This window comes from Mesorhizobium montanum (genome assembly GCF_033977145.1).
GTDB classification, from domain to species: domain Bacteria; phylum Pseudomonadota; class Alphaproteobacteria; order Rhizobiales; family Rhizobiaceae; genus Mesorhizobium; species Mesorhizobium montanum.
On the sequence record NZ_JAVIJF010000009.1, the window covers coordinates 1 to 17,736 of the forward strand.

Annotated in this window: 19 protein-coding genes and 3 tRNA genes; 12 read left to right on the plus strand and 10 right to left on the minus strand. The window is 62.4% G+C overall.

Annotation, left to right across the window (positions count from 1 at the left end):
- Nucleotides 1–551: GTP-binding protein (locus RFM68_RS13705; protein ID WP_224630379.1), on the minus strand; the 551-nt coding region annotated here is incomplete at its 3' end.
- A 228-nt stretch (nucleotides 552–779) separates the two neighbouring features.
- On the opposite strand from RFM68_RS13705, the gene RFM68_RS13710 reads away from it, so the two are divergent.
- Nucleotides 780–1,667 carry a DMT family transporter gene (locus RFM68_RS13710; RefSeq protein WP_320233742.1) on the plus strand — a complete coding sequence of 296 codons (888 nt, stop codon included), beginning with the start codon at nucleotides 780–782 and terminating at the stop codon, nucleotides 1,665–1,667.
- Between the two features lie 62 nt (nucleotides 1,668–1,729).
- On the opposite strand, the gene RFM68_RS13715 is transcribed toward RFM68_RS13710, so the two are convergent.
- Complete coding sequence (locus RFM68_RS13715) at nucleotides 1,730–1,987, minus strand: GlsB/YeaQ/YmgE family stress response membrane protein (RefSeq protein ID WP_027170387.1); 258 nt, start codon at nucleotides 1,985–1,987, stop codon at nucleotides 1,730–1,732.
- A 128-nt stretch (nucleotides 1,988–2,115) separates the two neighbouring features.
- Between RFM68_RS13715 and RFM68_RS13720 the strand changes: the two genes are divergently transcribed.
- Nucleotides 2,116–2,571 (plus strand): YidB family protein, encoded by a 456-nt coding sequence (locus tag RFM68_RS13720; RefSeq protein ID WP_320233517.1) that lies wholly within the window; start codon nucleotides 2,116–2,118, stop codon nucleotides 2,569–2,571.
- A gap of 77 nt (nucleotides 2,572–2,648) precedes the next feature.
- Here RFM68_RS13720 and RFM68_RS13725 read toward each other — a convergent pair.
- Nucleotides 2,649–2,722, minus strand: a tRNA-Gly gene (locus tag RFM68_RS13725).
- An 87-nt stretch (nucleotides 2,723–2,809) separates the two neighbouring features.
- Nucleotides 2,810–2,894 (minus strand) — tRNA-Tyr (locus RFM68_RS13730).
- Nucleotides 2,895–3,092: 198 nt separating this feature from the next.
- Between RFM68_RS13730 and RFM68_RS13735 the strand changes: the two genes are divergently transcribed.
- Complete coding sequence (locus tag RFM68_RS13735) at nucleotides 3,093–3,956, plus strand: TrmH family RNA methyltransferase (RefSeq protein ID WP_320233518.1); 864 nt, start codon at nucleotides 3,093–3,095, stop codon at nucleotides 3,954–3,956.
- A gap of 159 nt (nucleotides 3,957–4,115) precedes the next feature.
- On the opposite strand, the gene RFM68_RS13740 is transcribed toward RFM68_RS13735, so the two are convergent.
- The 3 genes from RFM68_RS13740 to gcl form a co-directional block, all read right to left on the minus strand.
- Nucleotides 4,116–5,000, minus strand: coding sequence for a 2-hydroxy-3-oxopropionate reductase (locus RFM68_RS13740; protein ID WP_320233519.1), 885 nt, complete (start codon nucleotides 4,998–5,000; stop codon nucleotides 4,116–4,118).
- 107 nt (nucleotides 5,001–5,107) lie between these two features.
- Complete coding sequence (gene otnI, locus RFM68_RS13745; protein WP_320233520.1) at nucleotides 5,108–5,905, minus strand: 2-oxo-tetronate isomerase; 798 nt, start codon at nucleotides 5,903–5,905, stop codon at nucleotides 5,108–5,110.
- 27 nt (nucleotides 5,906–5,932) lie between these two features.
- Nucleotides 5,933–7,714, minus strand: a complete 1,782-nt coding sequence (gcl, locus tag RFM68_RS13750) for a glyoxylate carboligase (protein ID WP_320233521.1) — start codon at nucleotides 7,712–7,714, stop codon at nucleotides 5,933–5,935.
- Nucleotides 7,715–7,916: 202 nt separating this feature from the next.
- Between gcl and bhcR the strand changes: the two genes are divergently transcribed.
- Together bhcR and RFM68_RS13760 are read left to right on the plus strand one after the other, a co-directional pair.
- Nucleotides 7,917–8,738, plus strand: coding sequence for an HTH-type transcriptional regulator BhcR (gene bhcR / locus RFM68_RS13755; RefSeq protein ID WP_320233522.1), 822 nt, complete (start codon nucleotides 7,917–7,919; stop codon nucleotides 8,736–8,738).
- A 427-nt stretch (nucleotides 8,739–9,165) separates the two neighbouring features.
- Complete coding sequence (locus RFM68_RS13760) at nucleotides 9,166–9,642, plus strand: hypothetical protein (protein WP_320233523.1); 477 nt, start codon at nucleotides 9,166–9,168, stop codon at nucleotides 9,640–9,642.
- 117 nt (nucleotides 9,643–9,759) lie between these two features.
- On the opposite strand, the gene RFM68_RS13765 is transcribed toward RFM68_RS13760, so the two are convergent.
- On the minus strand, nucleotides 9,760–10,071 hold the full coding sequence (locus RFM68_RS13765) for a BA14K family protein (RefSeq protein WP_320233524.1): 312 nt from the start codon (nucleotides 10,069–10,071) through the stop codon (nucleotides 9,760–9,762).
- 293 nt (nucleotides 10,072–10,364) lie between these two features.
- Nucleotides 10,365–10,532 (minus strand): hypothetical protein, encoded by a 168-nt coding sequence (locus RFM68_RS13770; RefSeq protein ID WP_320233525.1) that lies wholly within the window; start codon nucleotides 10,530–10,532, stop codon nucleotides 10,365–10,367.
- Nucleotides 10,533–10,688: 156 nt separating this feature from the next.
- Between RFM68_RS13770 and RFM68_RS13775 the strand changes: the two genes are divergently transcribed.
- Both RFM68_RS13775 and RFM68_RS13780 read left to right on the plus strand, forming a co-directional pair.
- Nucleotides 10,689–10,764 (plus strand) — tRNA-Thr (locus tag RFM68_RS13775).
- 271 nt (nucleotides 10,765–11,035) lie between these two features.
- Entirely contained in the window at nucleotides 11,036–12,169 is a 1,134-nt protein-coding gene (locus RFM68_RS13780; protein ID WP_320233526.1) for an acyltransferase family protein, read from the plus strand.
- On the opposite strand, the gene RFM68_RS13785 is transcribed toward RFM68_RS13780, so the two are convergent.
- Complete coding sequence (locus RFM68_RS13785) at nucleotides 12,072–12,686, minus strand: TetR/AcrR family transcriptional regulator (protein WP_320233527.1); 615 nt, start codon at nucleotides 12,684–12,686, stop codon at nucleotides 12,072–12,074. The genes RFM68_RS13780 and RFM68_RS13785 overlap by 98 nt on opposite strands.
- A 93-nt stretch (nucleotides 12,687–12,779) precedes the next feature.
- Here RFM68_RS13785 and RFM68_RS13790 point away from each other — a divergent pair, with 93 nt between their 5' ends.
- The 5 genes from RFM68_RS13790 to RFM68_RS13810 are packed head-to-tail and all read left to right on the plus strand — an operon-like array spanning nucleotide 12,780 to nucleotide 17,324.
- The gene (locus RFM68_RS13790; RefSeq protein WP_320233528.1) at nucleotides 12,780–13,862 is read left to right on the plus strand and encodes a polyamine ABC transporter substrate-binding protein; all 1,083 of its coding nucleotides are present in this window, start codon (nucleotides 12,780–12,782) and stop codon (nucleotides 13,860–13,862) included.
- Nucleotides 13,863–13,870: 8 nt separating this feature from the next.
- Entirely contained in the window at nucleotides 13,871–14,716 is an 846-nt protein-coding gene (locus RFM68_RS13795; protein ID WP_320233529.1) for an ABC transporter permease, read from the plus strand.
- Between the two features lie 2 nt (nucleotides 14,717–14,718).
- Complete coding sequence (locus tag RFM68_RS13800) at nucleotides 14,719–15,501, plus strand: ABC transporter permease (protein WP_320233530.1); 783 nt, start codon at nucleotides 14,719–14,721, stop codon at nucleotides 15,499–15,501.
- Entirely contained in the window at nucleotides 15,498–16,562 is a 1,065-nt protein-coding gene (locus RFM68_RS13805; RefSeq protein WP_320233531.1) for an ABC transporter ATP-binding protein, read from the plus strand. The genes RFM68_RS13800 and RFM68_RS13805 overlap by 4 nt, the downstream gene beginning before the upstream one ends.
- Before the next feature lie 3 nt (nucleotides 16,563–16,565).
- The gene (locus RFM68_RS13810) at nucleotides 16,566–17,324 is read left to right on the plus strand and encodes an MBL fold metallo-hydrolase (protein WP_320233532.1); all 759 of its coding nucleotides are present in this window, start codon (nucleotides 16,566–16,568) and stop codon (nucleotides 17,322–17,324) included.
- The last annotated feature ends 412 nt before the right edge of the window (nucleotides 17,325–17,736 follow it).

The window sequence follows — 17,736 nt, forward strand, 5'->3', positions numbered from 1 at the left end:
TCCTCGCCGATGGTCTTGTTGGAATCTTCCAACGCCGCCAGCGCCGAACCCTTGACGATCGGAATGTCGTCGCCGGGGAACTCGTTCTTCGACAAAAGCTCGCGAACCTCGAGCTCGACCAGCTCCAGGAGCTCGGCGTCGTCGACCTGGTCGACCTTGTTCAGGAACACAACGATCGACGGCACGCCGACCTGGCGGGCAAGCAGGATGTGCTCGCGGGTCTGCGGCATCGGGCCGTCGGCGGCCGAAACCACCAGGATCGCGCCGTCCATCTGCGCGGCACCGGTGATCATGTTCTTCACATAGTCGGCGTGGCCGGGGCAGTCGACGTGGGCATAGTGGCGGTTGGCCGTCTCATACTCGACATGCGCCGTCGAGATCGTGATGCCGCGGGCCTTTTCTTCAGGCGCAGCGTCGATCTGGTCATAGCGCTTGTATTCGCCAAAATACTTCGTGATCGCCGCCGTCAGCGACGTCTTGCCATGATCGACGTGACCGATCGTGCCAATGTTCACATGCGGCTTGGTGCGCTCGAATTTACCTTTTGCCATAGTCTCTTTCCTTGGACGGCCTTGACCTTCAGTTCAGTCGAATGCGGGGCGATTAGCGACAACGGCTGAAAAACACAAGTGCCTTGTGGCTGAGCGAATTCTCGCTCGACCCGAACCAATGGTCGATTTCGGTGGGATATGGCGCGGATATAGGGACGCCGGACATAAAATCAAAGGCTCCGGGCTGGCCCATTGCCGCAGCAACGCGGCTCTGATCTTGTCCGCCGGATGCAGTTCATTCCGGCAAATTTCCGTGGCCCGTTGTTCATGATCGTCTCGACGGGATCCTACCTCGTCAACGACACGATGATGAAGCTCGCGACCGCCGGGCTGCCGCCCTATGAAGTGCTCCTGCTGCGCGGCGCGGCCGCGACGCTGTGGGGCGTGCCGCTGCTCCTGATGCTGGGTTATGCCAGGCATATCCCGCTGCTCTTCGAGCGCAAGGTGCTGCGCCGCAACCTGTTCGAGCTGCTGGCGATCCTCTGCTACGTTGTGGCTCTGGCCAACATGCAGATCGCGGATTCGACGGCGCTCGGGCAGGTCACGCCGCTCATCGTGCTGGTCGGCTCCTCGATGCTGTTCGGCGAAAAGATCGGCGCCACGCGCATGGCGCTGATCGGCCTTGGCTTTATCGGCGCCCTCATGGTGGCGCAGCCGACCATGCAGGGCATTTCGGTCTACGCCCTGCTGGCACTCGGCAACGCGGCCTTCGCGGCGGTGCGCGACCTTGCCGGCCGCAAGGTGGGCGCCGACGTGCCCGGCATGATCGTCGCCATCTCCGCGGTCGTGGTGGTGCTGGTCGGGTCAGCCGCGGCGCACCTTGTCTCCGAGCACTGGGTGATGCCGGAGGGACGTCATCTGCTCCTGATCGCGGGTGCAGGCCTGTTCCTGATCTTCGGCCACTTCTTCATCTTCATGGCCTACCGCGTCGGGCCGACAAGCGCGGTGGCACCGTTCTATTACTGCTTCACCGTCTGGGCGGTCATTTCGGGGCTGCTGGTGTTCGGGCAGTTTCCGAACGCGCTCGCCGTCTGCGGCATCCTGCTGGTGACGGCCAGCGGCCTGGCGATCGTCTCGCTCGACGAAAGAAAGCGCCGGCTGGCCATGGTCGCCTGACGACGGGCACGGCGCCGCCAGCCGGCAAGCCGGCCCTATACAGCCCAACGAGAGCTGCTTCCTTACAGCGTGCGCTTACCGGAAATCTGGTGGTAGGCCCAGAGCACGACGACCGAACCGATCACTGCCACGATCAGGCTCCAGATGTTGAGGCCGGTGACGCCCGATGCGCCGAAGGCGCTGAAGATCACGCCGCCGACGATGGCGCCGACGATGCCGAGCACGATATCCATGATCATGCCCTGCCCGGTCTTGTTGACGATCTTGCTACCGATGAACCCGGCGACGATGCCGAGAATGATCCAGCTGATGATGCCCATAATTCCCTCCAAATTCCCCGCCGCGCCATCATGGTCATATGATTGTCAAAAGCTCAAGACAGCTTGAAATCCCGCCCGTTTGCGTCATTCTGCGCCGGGGCGGACTTGGCTGGATAAGGAGATCCACGATGGGCCTTTTCGACAATGCCGTTCCGGGCGGCAATATCACCAAACCCCTGATGATCGCGCTTGGCGCGCTGCTGGTCGGCAAGATGCTGAGCGGCAGAAGCGAAGAGCCGGCCGCGCCGCAAGCGCCGGCACCGACGCCTGCTGGAACCGACACGTCCGCCGACGGCGGCCTGCTCGGCGGTCTCGGCGGCCTGCTCGACAAGCTGAAGGGCGCCGGCCACGGCAACGTCGCCGATTCCTGGGTCGGCACCGGCCAGAACCAGCCGATCAACGCCAATGATCTCGGCGCCGCGATCGGCCCGCAGGTCATCCGCGAGATCGCGCAGCGCACCGGTATGAACGAGCAGGAACTGCTGCAGCAACTGTCCACGGCGCTGCCCGGCATCGTCGACAAGCTGACGCCGAACGGCCAGGTGCCACAGAACCATCAGGTGGCTTCGGCCTTCAACAGCTGAGCGGCTGAATGAGACGGAAAACGCTGCGCGCCACGGCGCGCGGCGTTTTCGCGCGAATGGCAATCAGGCAGGAAATCTGGAGCGGGTAGCGGGAATCGAACCCGCATATTCAGCTTGGAAGGCTGCTGCTCTACCACTGAGCTATACCCGCGCCTTACACTGAAGTACCGGATTCACCCGAAAAGCGCCATGCACTTTCGGTCCGAGACTTTTCGTTTCAGGGCTTCCGGGCCGGCAGTGGTGGAGAGGGTTGGATTCGAACCAACGTAGGCTAAGCCAACGGATTTACAGTCCGTCCCCTTTAACCACTCGGGCACCTCTCCAGTCTGCCGCCGGAGCCATGCAACGAGGCATTCGCGCTGATCCGGAGCCCGAGTAAGATCTTCTCCGAAATCAGCGAAGCGCCTTATGGCGGCAAGGCCGATGGGTGTCAACCGCCGCGGCCCGGGTTTTTCGAGGATGTTCTTCATTCATTGCCGCAGGCCATATCCTTAGCCGGACGGGGCCGCTATAGAGGCCGCATGAGCGACGATAAAAGCAACAAGCCGGGCACCCCAAAGGATACCCATTACGCCAAACTCAGGCGCGCACATCGCGACCAGAAGGCCGGCGGCGCGCCGGCGTTCCGGCCGCGCCAGCCGGTGCCGTCGGGCGAAGGGCCGGCCGACGGACTGGTGCGACTTTACGGCCTGCACACGGTGCGGGCGGCGCTCGACAACCCCCGGCGCAAAATCAGGAAAATGCTGGTGACGCGCAACGCCGCCGAGCGGCTTTCGATCGGCGATCTTGGCGCCCTGCCCTTCAAGGCGGAACTGGTCGAGCCGAAGGACATCGACAGGATCACGGGTTCCGATGCCGTGCATCAGGGCGTGCTGATCGAAGCCGAACCGCTCAAGCCGAAGCGCCTCGACGCGCTTGGCGACACAAGACTGGTGCTGGTGCTCGACCAGGTGACCGACCCGCACAATGTCGGCGCCATCCTGCGCTCCGCGGTTGCCTTCGGCGCCGGCGCGCTGATCACCACCGCCCGCCACAGCCCGCAGGAATCCGGCGTGCTGGCGAAATCGGCGTCGGGCGCGCTGGAGCATATCGACCAGATCGAGGTGAAGAACCTCGCCGATGCGCTGGGACAATTGCACGAGGCCGGCTTCCTGACCATCGGGCTCGATTCAGACGGGCCGGCCGAACTGGAAAAAAGTTTTGCCGGAGACAAGATCGCACTGGTGCTGGGTGCCGAGGGCAAGGGCCTGCGGCAGAAGACGCGCGAGACCGTCACGGCGCTGGCACGGCTCGACATGCCCGGAGCGATCAGATCGCTCAACGTATCGAATGCGGCTGCGGTGAGCCTTTATGCGGCGAGGAAATTCCTAGCGAATAGCGAATAGCGAGTAGCGAATAGCGAATAGCGAGTAGCGAGTAGCGAGTAGCGAGTAGCGAATAGCGAATAGCGAATAGCGAATAGCGAATAGCGAATAGCGAATATTCGGAACACCATGCCTTTGGGCCTTCAACCCCTATTCGCTACTCCCTATTCGCTACTCGCTTCACGCCACGTCGTGGCCCGCCATGCGCTCCAGTGCCCTGACCAGCGCCGAGTGATCTTCCTTGGCGCCGCCATTGGCGGCGCAGGAATTGAAAAGTTGCTGCGTCGTCGAAGTGTTGGGCAGCGACACGCCGAGCGCCTTGGCGCCCTCCAGCGCGAGATTGAGGTCCTTCTGGTGCAGTTCGATGCGGAAGCCCGGCGCGAAGCTGCGTTTGATCATGCGCTCGCCGTGTACTTCGAGGATGCGCGAGGCGGCGAGCCCGCCCATCAGCGCCTGTCTGACCTTGGCCGGATCGGCGCCGGCCTTCGAAGCAAAGACAAGGGCTTCGCCGACGGCTTCGATGGTCAGCGCCACGACGATCTGGTTGGCGACCTTGGTGGTCTGGCCGACACCGTTCGGACCGACCAGCGTGATGTTCTTGCCCATCTTCTCGAACACGGGCCTAGCGCGATCGAACGCCTTTTCCTCGCCGCCGACCATGATGGTGAGCGACGCCGCCTTGGCGCCGACCTCGCCGCCCGACACCGGCGCGTCGAGATAATCGCAGCCGAGCTCGTTGATCTTTTTGGCGAAATCCTTGGTGGCGATCGGCGAGATCGAGCTCATGTCGATGACGAGCTTGCCCTTCGATAGGCCGCCGGCGACGCCATTCTCGCCGAACAGCACGTCGGCCACCTGCGGTGTGTCCGGCACCATGGTGATGATGATGTCGGCGGCCTTGGCCACAGCGTTGTGGCCGGTCACTGTCTTCAGCCCCTTGGCGACGAGGTCGGCCGGTGGCTTCGAGCGGTGGTCGCTGGCGACCACCGGATAGCCGGCGTCAAGCAGATGTCCTGCCATCGGCGCGCCCATGATGCCGAGGCCGATGAAACCGATGGTTTCCATTGATGTTCTCCGTCATATTTGTCGATGTCGCGTTCCTTCGCGCCCCCCTCTGGCCTCCCGGCCATCTCCCCCACAGGTGGGGAGATTGGCTGTTTCAACGCCGGCGCCTAAGCGGCCACGCTCCCCTGCCCGGCGAACTCGCTGAACCAGCCGAGCCCTGCCTCAGTGCCGGCCTTCGGTTTGTATTCGGCGCCGATCCAGCCGGAATAGCCGAGGCGGTCGATGTGGTCGTAGAGGAAGGGATAGTTGATCTCGCCCGTCCCCGGCTCGTGACGGCCGGGATTGTCCGCAAGCTGGATATGCGCGATGCGGGGAAGGTTTGCCTCGATGGTACGGGCGAGATCCCCCTCCATGATCTGCATGTGATAGATGTCGTATTGCAGGAACAGGTTCTTCGAGCCGATGCGGTCGATCAGCGCCAGCGCCTGATTGGAATAATTCAGGAAGAAGCCCGGGATGTCGCGGGTGTTGATCGGCTCGATCAGCAGCTTGATGCCGGCCTGCTCCAGCTTCTCGGCCGCGAAGGCGAGGTTTTCGGCAAAGACGTTCTCCAGCACGGCGCGGTCCGCACCCTGCGGCGCGATGCCGGCAAGGCAGTTGATCTGCTCGCAGCCCAGCGCGTGGGCGTAGCTGATCGCCCTGGCGACGCCCTGGCGGAATTCCGGCACGCGGTCGGGCAGCGCGGCGATGCCGCGCTCGCCCTTGCCCCAGTCGCCGGCCGGCAGGTTGAAGAGAACCTGTGTCAGGCCGTTCTTCTTCAAGCGCGCCGCGACGACATCGGGCGTATGATCATAGGGGCCGATATATTCGACGCCCTTGAAGCCGGCGCGGGCGGCGGCATCGAAGCGGTCGAGGAACTCGTGCTCGCCGAAAAGCATCGAAAGATTAGCTGAAAAACGCGGCATTCGTTTTCTCCTTCTTTCCGCTTTGCCCTAGTCGAGCATTACAATCGCCGTGGGGGCATCCTCATGGCTCTCGGCAAGTTCCTCGAATTCGGTGACCTTGTCGATTTCCGTGCCCATGGAAACGTTGGTGACGCGCTCGAGAATGAATTCGAGGATGACCGGAACCTGATGCTCCTTCATCAGCCGCTGCGCCTGCTTGAAGGCGCCGGCAAACTCTTCCGGCTTGCGCACGCGAACCGCCTTGCAGCCCATCGCTTCGGCGACCGCGACGTGGTCGACGCCGTAGCCCGCCTCCGGATCGCCCGCCCGGTTGACGTTCTCGAAGGCGAGGCTCACCTCATAATCCATCGAGAAGCCGCGCTGCGCCTGGCGGATCAGGCCGAGATAGGCGTTGTTCACCACGACATGGATGTAGGGCAGCTTGTGCTGCGCGCCGACCGCCAGTTCCTCGATCATGAACTGGAAGTCGTAGTCGCCGGAGAGCGCGACGATATCCCGGTCCGGATCGGCGGCGCGCACGCCGAGCGCCGCCGGCAGCGTCCAGCCGAGCGGGCCGGCCTGGCCGCAATTGATCCAGTTGCGCGGCTTGTAGACATGCAGGAACTGCGCGCCGGCGATCTGCGACAGGCCGATGGTGGTGACATAGGTGGTGTCGCGGCCAAAGGCCTTGTTCATCTCCTCATAGACGCGCTGCGGCTTCAGCGGCACCTGCTCGAAATGCGTCTTGCGCTTCATCGTCTTCTTGCGCTGCTGGCATTCCTTGGCCCAGCCCGACCAGTCGCGCAGCTTGCCGGCCGTGCGCCATTCGGTGGCGACGTCGAGCAGGATCTTGAGCGCGGCGCCCGCATCCGAGACGACGCCGAGATCCGGCGCGAAGACACGGCCGATCTGCGTCGACTCGATGTCGACATGGATGAATTTCTTGCCCTTGGTGTAGACCTCGACCGAACCGGTGTGGCGGTTCGCCCAACGGTTGCCGATGCCGAAGACGAAGTCGGCCGCCAGCATCGTCGCATTGCCGTAGCGGTGCGAGGTCTGCAGGCCGCACATGCCGGCCATCAGCCGGTGGTCGTCGGGGATCGCGCCCCAGCCCATCAGCGTCGGGATGACCGGCACGCCGGTGATCTCGGCGAATTCAATCAACAGATCGGAAGCATCGGCATTGATGATGCCGCCGCCGGCGACGATCAGCGGCTTTTCCGCTTCGTTGAGCATCGCCAGCGCCTTCTCGGCCTGGACGCGCGTCATCGCCGGCCTGAACGGGGCCAGCGGCTCATAGGCGTCGATGTCGAATTCGATCTCGGCGAGCTGCACGTCGACCGGCAGGTCGATCAGCACCGGGCCCGGCCGCGAGGAGCGCATCAGGTGGAATGCCTTCTGCAGCGCCATCGGCACCAGATAGGGCTCCATGACGGTTACCGCCCATTTGGCGACAGGTGCTGCGATCGAAGCGATGTCGACGGCCTGGAAATCCTCCTTGTTGAGGCGCGCGCGGGGAGCTTGGCCGGTGATGCAGAGGATGGGGATCGAATCCGCCGAGGCCGAATAGAGGCCGGTGATCATGTCGGTGCCGGCCGGACCGGAGGTGCCGATGCAAAGCCCGATATTGCCGGCCTTGGCGCGGGTGTAGCCCTCGGCCATGTGCGAGGCCCCCTCGACATGGCGCGCAAGCACATGACGGATGGTGCCCCGCGCCTTCAGCGCCGAGTAGAGCGGGTTGATCGCCGCGCCCGGCACGCCGAAGGCATTGGTGATGCCCTCCTTTTCAAGAACGAGAACCGCTGCGTCGACAGCGCGCATCCTGGCCATGGCAAGCCTCCACTTCGTTGGTTGGCTTGACAATGCCAGCTCGCTTTCGATTTTTCAATTTTTTCAGAATATTTTTTCATTTTCATGAAACGGTCTCTATTCATTGATTTCGCTTCACTTTTCGTTTTCCAAAGAATGCACGGCAGCGCTTATTGAAAAACTTTTTCATTGCATCCGACCCGAAATCGGCGAGAATGCGCGTATGAAAACGACGGAAAAACGCCAGCGCGGCCGCCCGCGCGCCTTCAACGGCCTATCCGAAGCGGCGTCGGTACAGTCGCTCGACCGGGCGCTGCGCATCCTGGCGATCGTCGCCGAGGCCAGCGGCCTGTCGCTGAGCGAGATCGCGGCGCAAAGCGGCATTGCCGCCTCCACCGCCTATCGCATGCTGACGACGCTGGAAAACCATGGCATGGTGGAATTCGATACGACCGACCAGCTGTGGTCCGTCGGCGTCGAGACCTACCGCATGGGCGCGGCCTTCCTGCGCCGGCGCAAGCTCGTCGACCGCGCCCGCATCGTCATGCAGGAATTGATGGAGAAGACCGGCGAGACCGCCAATCTCGGCGTTGCCGAGGACGATTGCGTGGTCTTCGTCAGCCAGGTCGAGACGCACCAGGCGATCCGCGCCTTCTTTCGCCCAGGCACGCGCAGCCCTTTCCATGCCTCGGGCATCGGCAAGGCGGTGCTTGCGCATCTCGAGCCGGAGCGGGTGGCGGCCATCCTGCGCAAGGCGGGCCTGCAGCGCTATACCGACAAGACGCTTTCCGACATCTCCGCGCTCGCTCACGATCTCGCTGTTATCAAGCATCGCGGCTGGTCGGTCGACGACGAGGAACGCCACCCCGGCATGCGCTGCGTGGCCGCCGCCATCTTCGACGAGTATGGCGAGCCGATCGGCGGCGTTTCGGTGTCCGGCCCGACGGTGCGGGTCACGCCCGAGCGGCTGGCCGAGATCGGTCCGCTGGTGCGCGAGGCCGCGGTCGAGGTGACGAAGATGATCGGCGGCGTGAAAGCCTGCTGACTGCGACGCGCCGGGCAGCGCGCTCTTCGCCGATATGTCGAAGAAATCGAGCAGTATCGCCATCCCGACACCGCAGGCTGTGAAGATGAGGCCGGCCATGAATATCCGGCTGGCACGGTCATGGATGCTGCGCCGCAGGGATTTGATGTCGAGCAGGATGGCGAGCGCCCGCATCTGCAGCGCAATGCCGATCAGTATCGTCACGACGGCAACCAGATGATAGGTCTGCCATGGGATCGGATTGGCCGCTCAGTGGGTGATGAAGCCAAGCGAAAAGGCCAGCAGAATGCCGACGATGGTGACGGTGCCGTTACGGAAAACCGGTTCGATCAGTTCTTGCTTCGGGTCCTGCTCGTCCAAACCACCCTCCCCTGCGTTGGCAGGTCCAGACTAGACGCTTGCAAAATCGCTGTACACCTTCGCGTGCATGGGCTTGATCGCCTTGCCGGAGCGTTCGAATGCGTGCGAAAGGGCACGGATGCGGAAAACAGTTCAGTTTTTATCTGCCGCCTCACTTTGCGGATGCGTGGCAGCGGCACCGCCGCCGCTCGAACCCGGCGGCAACCAACGCGTCGATCCCATGCCCATCTCGCTGGCCCTGGAGGAGATCATCACCGCCGGCGTTCGTCAGCACCTAAGGAACCCTATCGCGGCCAAGTTCGGAACAATGCTCGCCGGAGAGCGGACGTTGAACGGCCGCCACGAGATCGTGGTGTGCGGTTATGTCGACGACAAAGGTTCTCCCGGCGGTTCCGGTGGCAATGAACCGTTCATCGGCAAAATCTACACTGACAGCGGCAACAGTTTCGAGCTCGTGGCGATAAGCGACGACGCTACAGTTGACGGCGCCTGCCGCATGGCGGGATTGGCGATGCCCGACCCAAATCCCAAGCCTCATCTTTAGAATTGGCGGCGGCGGAACATTGCCCGCTTCAGATCAAGCCAATCCTGCGGAAGCGCTCAAACGCAAGAAAAGGGGCTGCGTGCAGCCCCTCTTTCCTGTCGATGGTTCGGCTCCCGGTTAAAGCCTGCAAGTGCGCGGGCCATCGTAGGTCATATAGGTGTCGGAGCGTTCATCGTAGCTGGCGTAGCGAGCATAGCAGCGGCGAATGTGGATCGAGTCGTAGCCGTCGTCTTCGACATAGACGGTATGGGACTGCTGCTGGGCGAGCAGGCTGCCGAGAACGAAGCCGCCGACGCCCGCGGCGATGCCGATGCCGAGTTCGCGGCGGTGATGATGGTCGTGGGCGGCCGAAGGCTGGACGGTACCGACGAGCGAGCCGGCGGCGACGGTGGTGGCGATGAGGCCGGAAACGATGGTGCGCTTGAACATGACGATCTCCTTGGTTTCGTCGGGGAGGCGAACCATCCGCCTCTTGAACATGGGTCGCCGCGGCCCGGAAAAAGGTTCGAGGATTTTTTGAGATTTTTTTCGCCGGCGGTTTTGCGCCAGGCTTCCGGCCGCCGACCGGCTCAGAATGCAAAAGCGCGGCCCGCGGGTCGTGGCGACGCGGCAAAAGGTTCAAGATTGAGCGAATAGGGAGTAGCGAATAGCAAGTAGGGAAAAGACGGCGGTGCTGAGCCCAAATCCCTATTCGCTACTCGCTATTCCCTATTCGCTCCGTCTCACCCCATTCCCGTCACATGGCGCAGCCAGAAGGCGAGCACGATGAAACCGACGAAGGTGGCGACGCCGGTCCAGTCGATGTTGGCCTTCTTCAGGTCGCCGACGACCTTCACCAGGAGAAGCCAGGTCACGACGATGAGCGGCAGGATGATGACAAATCTGATCATGCGACACCCCGTTCGACGCCATTGCACTTTGAAGAATGTAGGAAGCCCGCCGACGAATTTCAGCATGCCGCTCTTGGCGGCCGTGTAGGGTCCATTAGCAACCCAAAACGGAGTTTTGTCTTTACTGGCGTATGAAATATGCTACCGGAGCGCCATGCCCTTGTAGCTCAGCTGGTAGAGCAGCGGTTTTGTAAACCGAAGGTCGCGGGTTCGATTCCTGCCGGGGGCACCATAAATACAAGAAGAATCAAATAGTTGATGAAAGACGGTACCGCATAAGCGCCTTCTCGTCTTGTAACAGCTATATTGAAAACCGCGCATTTCCGGCCATTTTTAGGTGTGCACTTATTCCACGCCCGCCAGGTGACGCGCCCTCAAGCGCCCAGGCCGGATCGCGTGCGGCCGCCGACGGCATTGGTGTCCCTCCAGCTTCGTCCATTTGCATGACGGAAGCCTTAGCCGGCGCTGATATAGCAACGTCAGCCAGCGCTGCAGAGGATGCTGTGTCTGATACCGCGAATGCCCCTTCAGTGGGCCTTCCGCATTTGTCTTACTTGGACGGTTGGCGCGCCGTTGCGATCATGGGCGTTCTGGCTGACCACTACCTTGCACCTCGGATTATTAACCCCGGCCGCTTTGGCGTCGAGATGTTCTTCGCCCTCAGTGGTCTGCTGATGGCAGACATCCTGTTTGTAAGGCAAATGGCGTTGCCGAAATTCTTTGGTCGGCGGATAGCGCGTGTCTACCCTGCGCTCTTTGTGTTCCTGTCCGCGATGGGGTTGGCAGCTGCCACCGGCCTTTGGCAGATCGACCGGCCACAACTCATCAGCGCATTTACATTTACTTATAACTACTATGACATCGAAGTCGGACGAAGTGCCTCGATCGATCATATATGGACGCTCTGCGTCGAGGAACACACCTATGTCGTCCTGGCCATCATCGCCGCAATCAGTCGCCGATCTCAGGTCACTGGCGGCGTCGTGTGCCTGTCGCTTGCGGCGCTCGCGTGGAGCAACGGTGCTATCCAAACGCTGCTTGGCGGTGACTATTACACTGTCTATTGGCGTACCGATGTCCGCGCCGCCTCGATCCTCTTGGCAGCGGGAACCTATCTGCTATTTCGTTCGCATAAAGTGCCATCATGGGCGCCGCTTGCATTTGGGGTAGCCGGAGTCTTTTTCAATTTGGAGCAGATTCCAGACCCGCTTAAATACGGGGTAGGAACTGCACTTCTTGCCCTGGCCGTAGTCTATCTTCGGCAGGCCCCCGTCGCCTTCCTTCGCCTGCTCGGTTCTAAGCCGCTGGCAGCAATCGGCATTCTGTCCTTCTCAATCTACCTGTGGCAGCGGCCTTTCGCGCAATTTCCAGGGATAGCTGGGAGGACTCTCGGTCTTGGAGCGGCCATAGCACTCTCGGTGTTGAGTTACTTTTTCATCGAGCGACCAGCGCGCCGTTACCTCAACAAACAATTCGAACGTATGCGATCCACTTCGATCCTTCGCAAAGCCGATATTCGAATGCCTCCTCCCGCCACCCTCATCCCCCGATCGCCGCCACCAAAATCCTATTCTGCCTTCGTATCGCCGCGCGCAGGTCCGGTATCTTCGCCTCGTCGCGCTTCACGAACTCGATGAACATCATGTTCATGTTGTTGAAGATCAATTCGCCCACCGCCGGCCCATCTATGTCCGAGCGCGCCAGTCCGATCTGTTGCAGCCGCGCGATCAGGGCGCTTATTTGTTCGGTCAGCACGCGGTCGAGCGCCGTATAGGCCTGGCCGAAGGGGCTGTCGGGCAATTGCGTCGAGATCGCCATCGCCTGCCGCCACATCTCCTTGCTCAGGTAATTGAGCGAGTGCTCGATATAGATGCCGATCAGCGTATCCAGCGCGTCGCCGACATTGGCCGGCGGGCTGGCGACCACCCCTCGCCCGGCATTCAGCACCTCGTTGACCTCCATCGAAACGATGGCGCCGAGGATGTCGCCCTTGTTCTGGTAGTAGTTGTAGATGGTTCCGATCGAGACCTCGGCCTGCGCGGCGATCGCCTCGATCTTGGCCCCCTCATAGCCGGCGTCGCGGAACAATGTGGTCGCAGCATCGATGATGCGGCGATGCCGGTCCGCCTTCTGTCGTTCGCGCAATCCGCTCATATCGGCCTTCCTGCCACAAAATCATAATTGACTCAATTTTAGAATTGGTTCAACTTTTCTTCCAACAAGCCAGCAAGGCAGGGAGCACACTCGATGACCGTCAACGCCCGCAATCCGCTTTCCACGCTGAAGTCGCATCTCGGAGCCGCCTGCGCGGCCGCGGCGCTACTCCTCGCAGCGGGCGGCGCCCAGGCCGCCGATATCAACGCACTGATCTGGTGCGATCATTCCGATCCGGCGCTTTTGCAGCCCTTCGAGGAGGCCAACAACGTCAAGGTCAACGTCAAGGAGTTCGAGGGCACCGGCGCGGGACTGGCCATCGTCGAGCAGTCGCAGCCCGGCGACTGGGACGTGATGGTGATCGATTCCATCGACGTGCCGCGCGGCGTCGACAAAGGTCTGTTCGAGCCGCTGCCCGAAGACAAATTGCCAATCGCCGATCTCTTCCCGGAAGTGAAGATGGACAAGTCCACCACCATTGGCGGCAAGCGCTACGGCATCACCGAAAAATTCGGCTACAACACGATCGGTTTCAACAAGACCAAGGTCGATCCCGCCGACATGCAGTCGCTGGCCTCGCTGACCAGCGACAAATACAAGGGCAAGGTCGCGATCTATGATTACTACCTGCCGGTGATCGGCATGGCGGCTCTGGCCATCGGCAAGAAGACTGCCGACCTTACCGAGGCCGACCTGCCTGCCCTCAAGGCTGAGCTGCTCAAGATGAAGGCCAACGCCAAGCTGGTCGGCGAAGTCACCGCCAGCCAGACTGCTTTGGCCACAGGCGAAGTCGACATCTTGGTCGGCGGCGGCGAATGGGTGACGGCCGGCCTTGCCAAGGAAAATCCGGCGCTCGACTTCTCGATCCCGAAAGAAGGCGCGGTGCTGTGGTCGCAGTCGCTCGCCATGTTCAAGGACTCCAAGAACAAGGACATGGCGCTGAAGTTCATCCAGTACATCATGAGCCCCGAGGGGCAGGCGCGGCTTGCCACCTCCTCCTGCTACTGGGGCATGCCGTCGAACAAGAAGGCGGCGCTCACCGACGAGCAGAAGAAGACCCTGCGCTTCGACGAGCAGCCGGGATTCCTCGCCCGCGCCCAGGCCTATCCGGCGCCCAACCCCGATCTCGACAAGAAGATGCAGGATTTGTGGACCGAAATGCTGCAGGCGCAGTAAATCGGCCGATGAGCGTAGGAGGAAACAACAAGCGTGCCCTGCCCTGGGCGCTGGTCACGCCGGCGCTGGCATGGACGCTGCTGTTCTTCGTGCTGCCCTTCATCGCCATGGGGCTGTCGAGCCTGACGGCGCATGAGGGCGGCGCATTCACGCTGGCCAATTACCGCCAGTTCTTCACCGACCCGTCCTACTGGCGGGCGATGGTGAACTCGCTGCAGGTGACGGCGATCGTCACCGTGATTTCGATCCTGCTTGCCTATCCCTTCGCCTGGATCCTCGCCGAACAAGTGCCGGAACGCTGGCAGCGTCTGGCGCTGATGCTGGCCGTGCTGCCGTTCTGGACCTCCTATGTCGTGCGCTCCTACTCCTGGCTGCTGGTGCTGGCGCAGAACGGCATCATCAACCGAGCGCTGACCGGCATCGGCCTGATCGGCGAACCGCTGCAGCTCGCCAACACGCGTTTCGCCACCGTCACCGGTTTCGTCCACTTCTTCGTCATGCTGTTGACGCTGACGATCTTCGCCAACCTGAAGCAGCTCAGCCCAAGCTACCGCAAGGCGGCGGCCGATCTCGGCGCCGGGCCTATCCGCACCTTCCTGCATGTCGTGCTGCCGCTGACCTTGCCGGGCATCATGGTCGGTGCCTTCCTCACCTTCGTGCTTTGCATCGGCGACTACATCACGCCGCAAATCCTCGGCGGCAACAACGAGCTGGTCATGCCGCAGCTGGTGATGATGCAGATCGGCCGGCGCGGCGATTTCCCTCTGGCTTCGGCGTTGTCGATCATCCTGATGGCCGTCGTCACGATCGCCTATCTCGCCTGCGCGCGCTGGCTGAAGATCGAGCGGGCCTGACGATGCGCGCCGCCGTTCGCCTCGCCGCTTGGCTCTACGCGATCGCCATCTACGGCTTCATCTTTCTGCCTGTCGTCGTGCTGGTGCTGTTTTCGCTGCAAGCGACGTCCTTCCCGATCCCGCCTTTCACCGGCCCGTCGCTGCGCTGGTACCAGGCAGTGCTTTCCGATGCCCGGCTGACCTCGGCGCTGGTCAATTCACTGCTGGTGGCGGTGCTCTCGTCGCTTGCCTCCGTCACGCTCGGCTTCCTGTCGGCCTGGGGCTTCGCGCGTTTCGTGCTGCCGGGCTCGGCGTTGCTGCGCGGGTTGATCACGCTGCCGCTCACCGTCAGCTATCTCATCATCGGCATGGGCCTGCTGGTGCTGTTCAACTGGGCAGGTGTGCCGAAGTCGCTGCTTGCCGCCGGCATCGGCCATGTCGTGATCAACCTGCCGCTCTGCTTCGCCATTATCTACAGCCAGATGGGCGACCACCAGATCAACATCGAGCGCGCCGCGCGCGACCTCGGTGCGGCCGAATGGAAGGTGCTGATGATGATTGCCGTGCCGGTCCTGGCGCCGGCGATCTTCGCAGCCTTCTTCCTGTCGATGACCTTCTCCTGGGACGAGTTCGTCATCTCCTTCCTGCTCACCCGCTTCGATACGACGCTGCCCGTTGAAATCTGGAACCTCCTGCGCTCCGGCCTCAATCCCAAAACCAATGCCGTCGGCTCGCTGGTCTTTGCCGTGTCCATCGTCCTGGTGGTGTTGTTCGAACTGACGCTATTGCGGAGAAAGCCGGCATGAACGCGCCCCTGGTCGACATCCGCAACGTCTCGCACCGCTTCGGCCAGCTCCCGGTGCTGAAGAATGTCTCGCTGGCGATCGAGCCCGGCAGCTACACGATCCTGCTCGGCCCCTCAGGCTCCGGCAAGACGACGCTGCTTTCGATCCTGGGCGGCTTTCTCACGCCCAGCGAAGGCAAGGTGTTCATCCGCGGCGCGGACTGCACCGCCGTGTCGCCGGCCAAGCGCCCGACTACCACCGTCTTCCAGGACTATGCGCTGTTTCCGCATATGAGCGTCGGCGGCAATGTCGGCTTCGGGTTGCGCATGCAAGGTGTCGACGGCGCGACCCGGGCGGCGAAGGCGCGCGACGCGCTGGTCCTGGTTGGGCTGGCATCCGCCTTCGACAAGAAGCCGCACCAACTCTCCGGCGGCCAACGCCAGCGCGTGGCGCTGGCCCGTGCGCTGGTCATCGAGCCCGCGGTGCTTTTGCTCGACGAGCCGCTCGGCGCGCTTGATCTCAAGCTGCGCCGGCAGATGCAGGACGAGCTTAAGGCGATCCAGAAGCGGGTCGGAACCGCTTTCATTCATGTCACCCACGACCAGGAAGAAGCGATGGCGCTGGCCGACCATTGCGTGGTGATGAATGACGGCCGCATCGAGGACGAAGGCCCGCCCGAGCGCGTCTATGCGCGGCCGGCATCGCGCTTTTCAGCCACCTTCATGGGCGAGAGCACGATTCTTGCCGGCACCGTGACCGGGGCGAGGAACGGGACCGTCACGGCCTCGACGGCGGTTGGGCCGATTTCACTGCCCGGCGCGTCGCCTGCCGGCGCCCGTGTCGCTTTCGCCATCCGGCCCGAGCACCTGGTTCTCGGCGAAGCGAAAGGCGATGTCGCGCTCGGCACGGCCAACGTCGGCGATGTCGTCTTCCAGGGCAGCTTCAAACGCGTGCTTGCCGCCTCGACGCTTGATCCCGCACTGCAGTTCATCGCCAAAGCACCGGCTTCGGCCATCGTGCAGGCAGGCGACACGATTGCGGTTTCGTGCAACGCTGGCGACATCATCCTGCTGGCCGACTGATCCATGAGCACGCTTCCGGTCATCGAAGCTCCCGACTGGTACGAGACCATCCGCTTGGGCGACGACGTCACGCTCATCCATGAGCCGTGGATAAAGCCGTTCTTCCGCTGCAACATCTGGCACGTGCGCGGTCGCGATCGCGACCTGTTGTTCGACAGCGGCCTCGGCCATTTCAGCCTGAGACGCAATGTGCCGCTGGTGACCGAGCGCAAGCTTACCTGCGTCGCCAGCCACACGCATTTCGACCATATCGGCTGCCACCACGAATTCCCCGATCGCTGCGTGCATTCGGCTGAGGCGGCAATCCTCGCCGATCCGCGCAACGAATGGACGGTCGCCGACCGCTACGCCAATGAGGAGATGTTCGACGGCCCGCCGGCTGGCTGGGACACGGCGCGCTACCGCATCCTGCCGGCGCCAGCAGGCCGGCTGCTCGAACATGGAGACGTCATCGATCTCGGCGACCGCGCCTTCGAGGTCATCCACACGCCCGGTCATTCGCCCGGCGGCATAGCGCTTTACGAGAGGAAGACCGGCATCCTGCTATCCGGCGACATCATCTATGACGGACCGTTGATCGACGACGTCTATCACTCCAATATCGATGACTATGTCGGGACATTGCTTGCCATGCGCGAACTCGACGTGTCGGTCGTGCATGGCGGCCATTTTCCGAGCTTCGGCAGAGTGCGCTACCGGCGACTCATCGAGGAGTATGTCGCCGGTAAGCGGGAGCCTGGCTGTCACCTGCAGGGCAGCTGAGCGATCGTTCCGAGAAGCGAAGCTAGAGCGCCCTGTGCGGACATGGGGTTCCGGTGGCGTCACCACAGCGCGTGGCCGTGGGCTGCGGCCGCTGACTCATCTCTTCCGAATGGCGCACCAGTTCAGCGAACATCAGCGCGAAACTTCCCATCATCAGGAAGACTATGATCAGACGCGTTACCGGCAATAGACAGGTCTCTCGACTGGCCAGCCCCCGCCAACCCATCCACTATCGGCTAACATGATCGATCCGGCTTTACGAGTGCTTAAGCTTCGTCTTAACCATAGCGGCCATCACATTCGTTGCGCCTCTGTCATGAAGCGCGATAATCGTCCCTGCACCCTTTGACCGGCACGGCACGCCGCCCTTCACAGATATAGGCGGCGCATGCTACGCCGTCGCCGGCGCGGC

Bases quoted from the DNA above. Each gene is read 5' to 3' on its own strand.
- RFM68_RS13710 (WP_320233742.1), top strand. From the start codon at position 780: ATGCAGTTCATTCCGGCAAATTTCCGTGGCCCGTTGTTCATGATCGTC.
- RFM68_RS13715 (WP_027170387.1), bottom strand. From the start codon at position 1,987: ATGGGCATCATCAGCTGGATCATTCTCGGCATCGTCGCCGGGTTCATC.
- RFM68_RS13720 (WP_320233517.1), top strand. From the start codon at position 2,116: ATGGGCCTTTTCGACAATGCCGTTCCGGGCGGCAATATCACCAAACCC.
- RFM68_RS13735 (WP_320233518.1), top strand. From the start codon at position 3,093: ATGAGCGACGATAAAAGCAACAAGCCGGGCACCCCAAAGGATACCCAT.
- RFM68_RS13740 (WP_320233519.1), bottom strand. From the start codon at position 5,000: ATGGAAACCATCGGTTTCATCGGCCTCGGCATCATGGGCGCGCCGATG.
- otnI (WP_320233520.1), bottom strand. From the start codon at position 5,905: ATGCCGCGTTTTTCAGCTAATCTTTCGATGCTTTTCGGCGAGCACGAG.
- gcl (WP_320233521.1), bottom strand. From the start codon at position 7,714: ATGGCCAGGATGCGCGCTGTCGACGCAGCGGTTCTCGTTCTTGAAAAG.
- bhcR (WP_320233522.1), top strand. From the start codon at position 7,917: ATGAAAACGACGGAAAAACGCCAGCGCGGCCGCCCGCGCGCCTTCAAC.
- RFM68_RS13760 (WP_320233523.1), top strand. From the start codon at position 9,166: ATGGGCTTGATCGCCTTGCCGGAGCGTTCGAATGCGTGCGAAAGGGCA.
- RFM68_RS13765 (WP_320233524.1), bottom strand. From the start codon at position 10,071: ATGTTCAAGCGCACCATCGTTTCCGGCCTCATCGCCACCACCGTCGCC.
- RFM68_RS13770 (WP_320233525.1), bottom strand. From the start codon at position 10,532: ATGATCAGATTTGTCATCATCCTGCCGCTCATCGTCGTGACCTGGCTT.
- RFM68_RS13785 (WP_320233527.1), bottom strand. From the start codon at position 12,686: ATGAGCGGATTGCGCGAACGACAGAAGGCGGACCGGCATCGCCGCATC.
- RFM68_RS13790 (WP_320233528.1), top strand. From the start codon at position 12,780: ATGACCGTCAACGCCCGCAATCCGCTTTCCACGCTGAAGTCGCATCTC.
- RFM68_RS13795 (WP_320233529.1), top strand. From the start codon at position 13,871: ATGAGCGTAGGAGGAAACAACAAGCGTGCCCTGCCCTGGGCGCTGGTC.
- RFM68_RS13800 (WP_320233530.1), top strand. From the start codon at position 14,719: ATGCGCGCCGCCGTTCGCCTCGCCGCTTGGCTCTACGCGATCGCCATC.
- RFM68_RS13805 (WP_320233531.1), top strand. From the start codon at position 15,498: ATGAACGCGCCCCTGGTCGACATCCGCAACGTCTCGCACCGCTTCGGC.
- RFM68_RS13810 (WP_320233532.1), top strand. From the start codon at position 16,566: ATGAGCACGCTTCCGGTCATCGAAGCTCCCGACTGGTACGAGACCATC.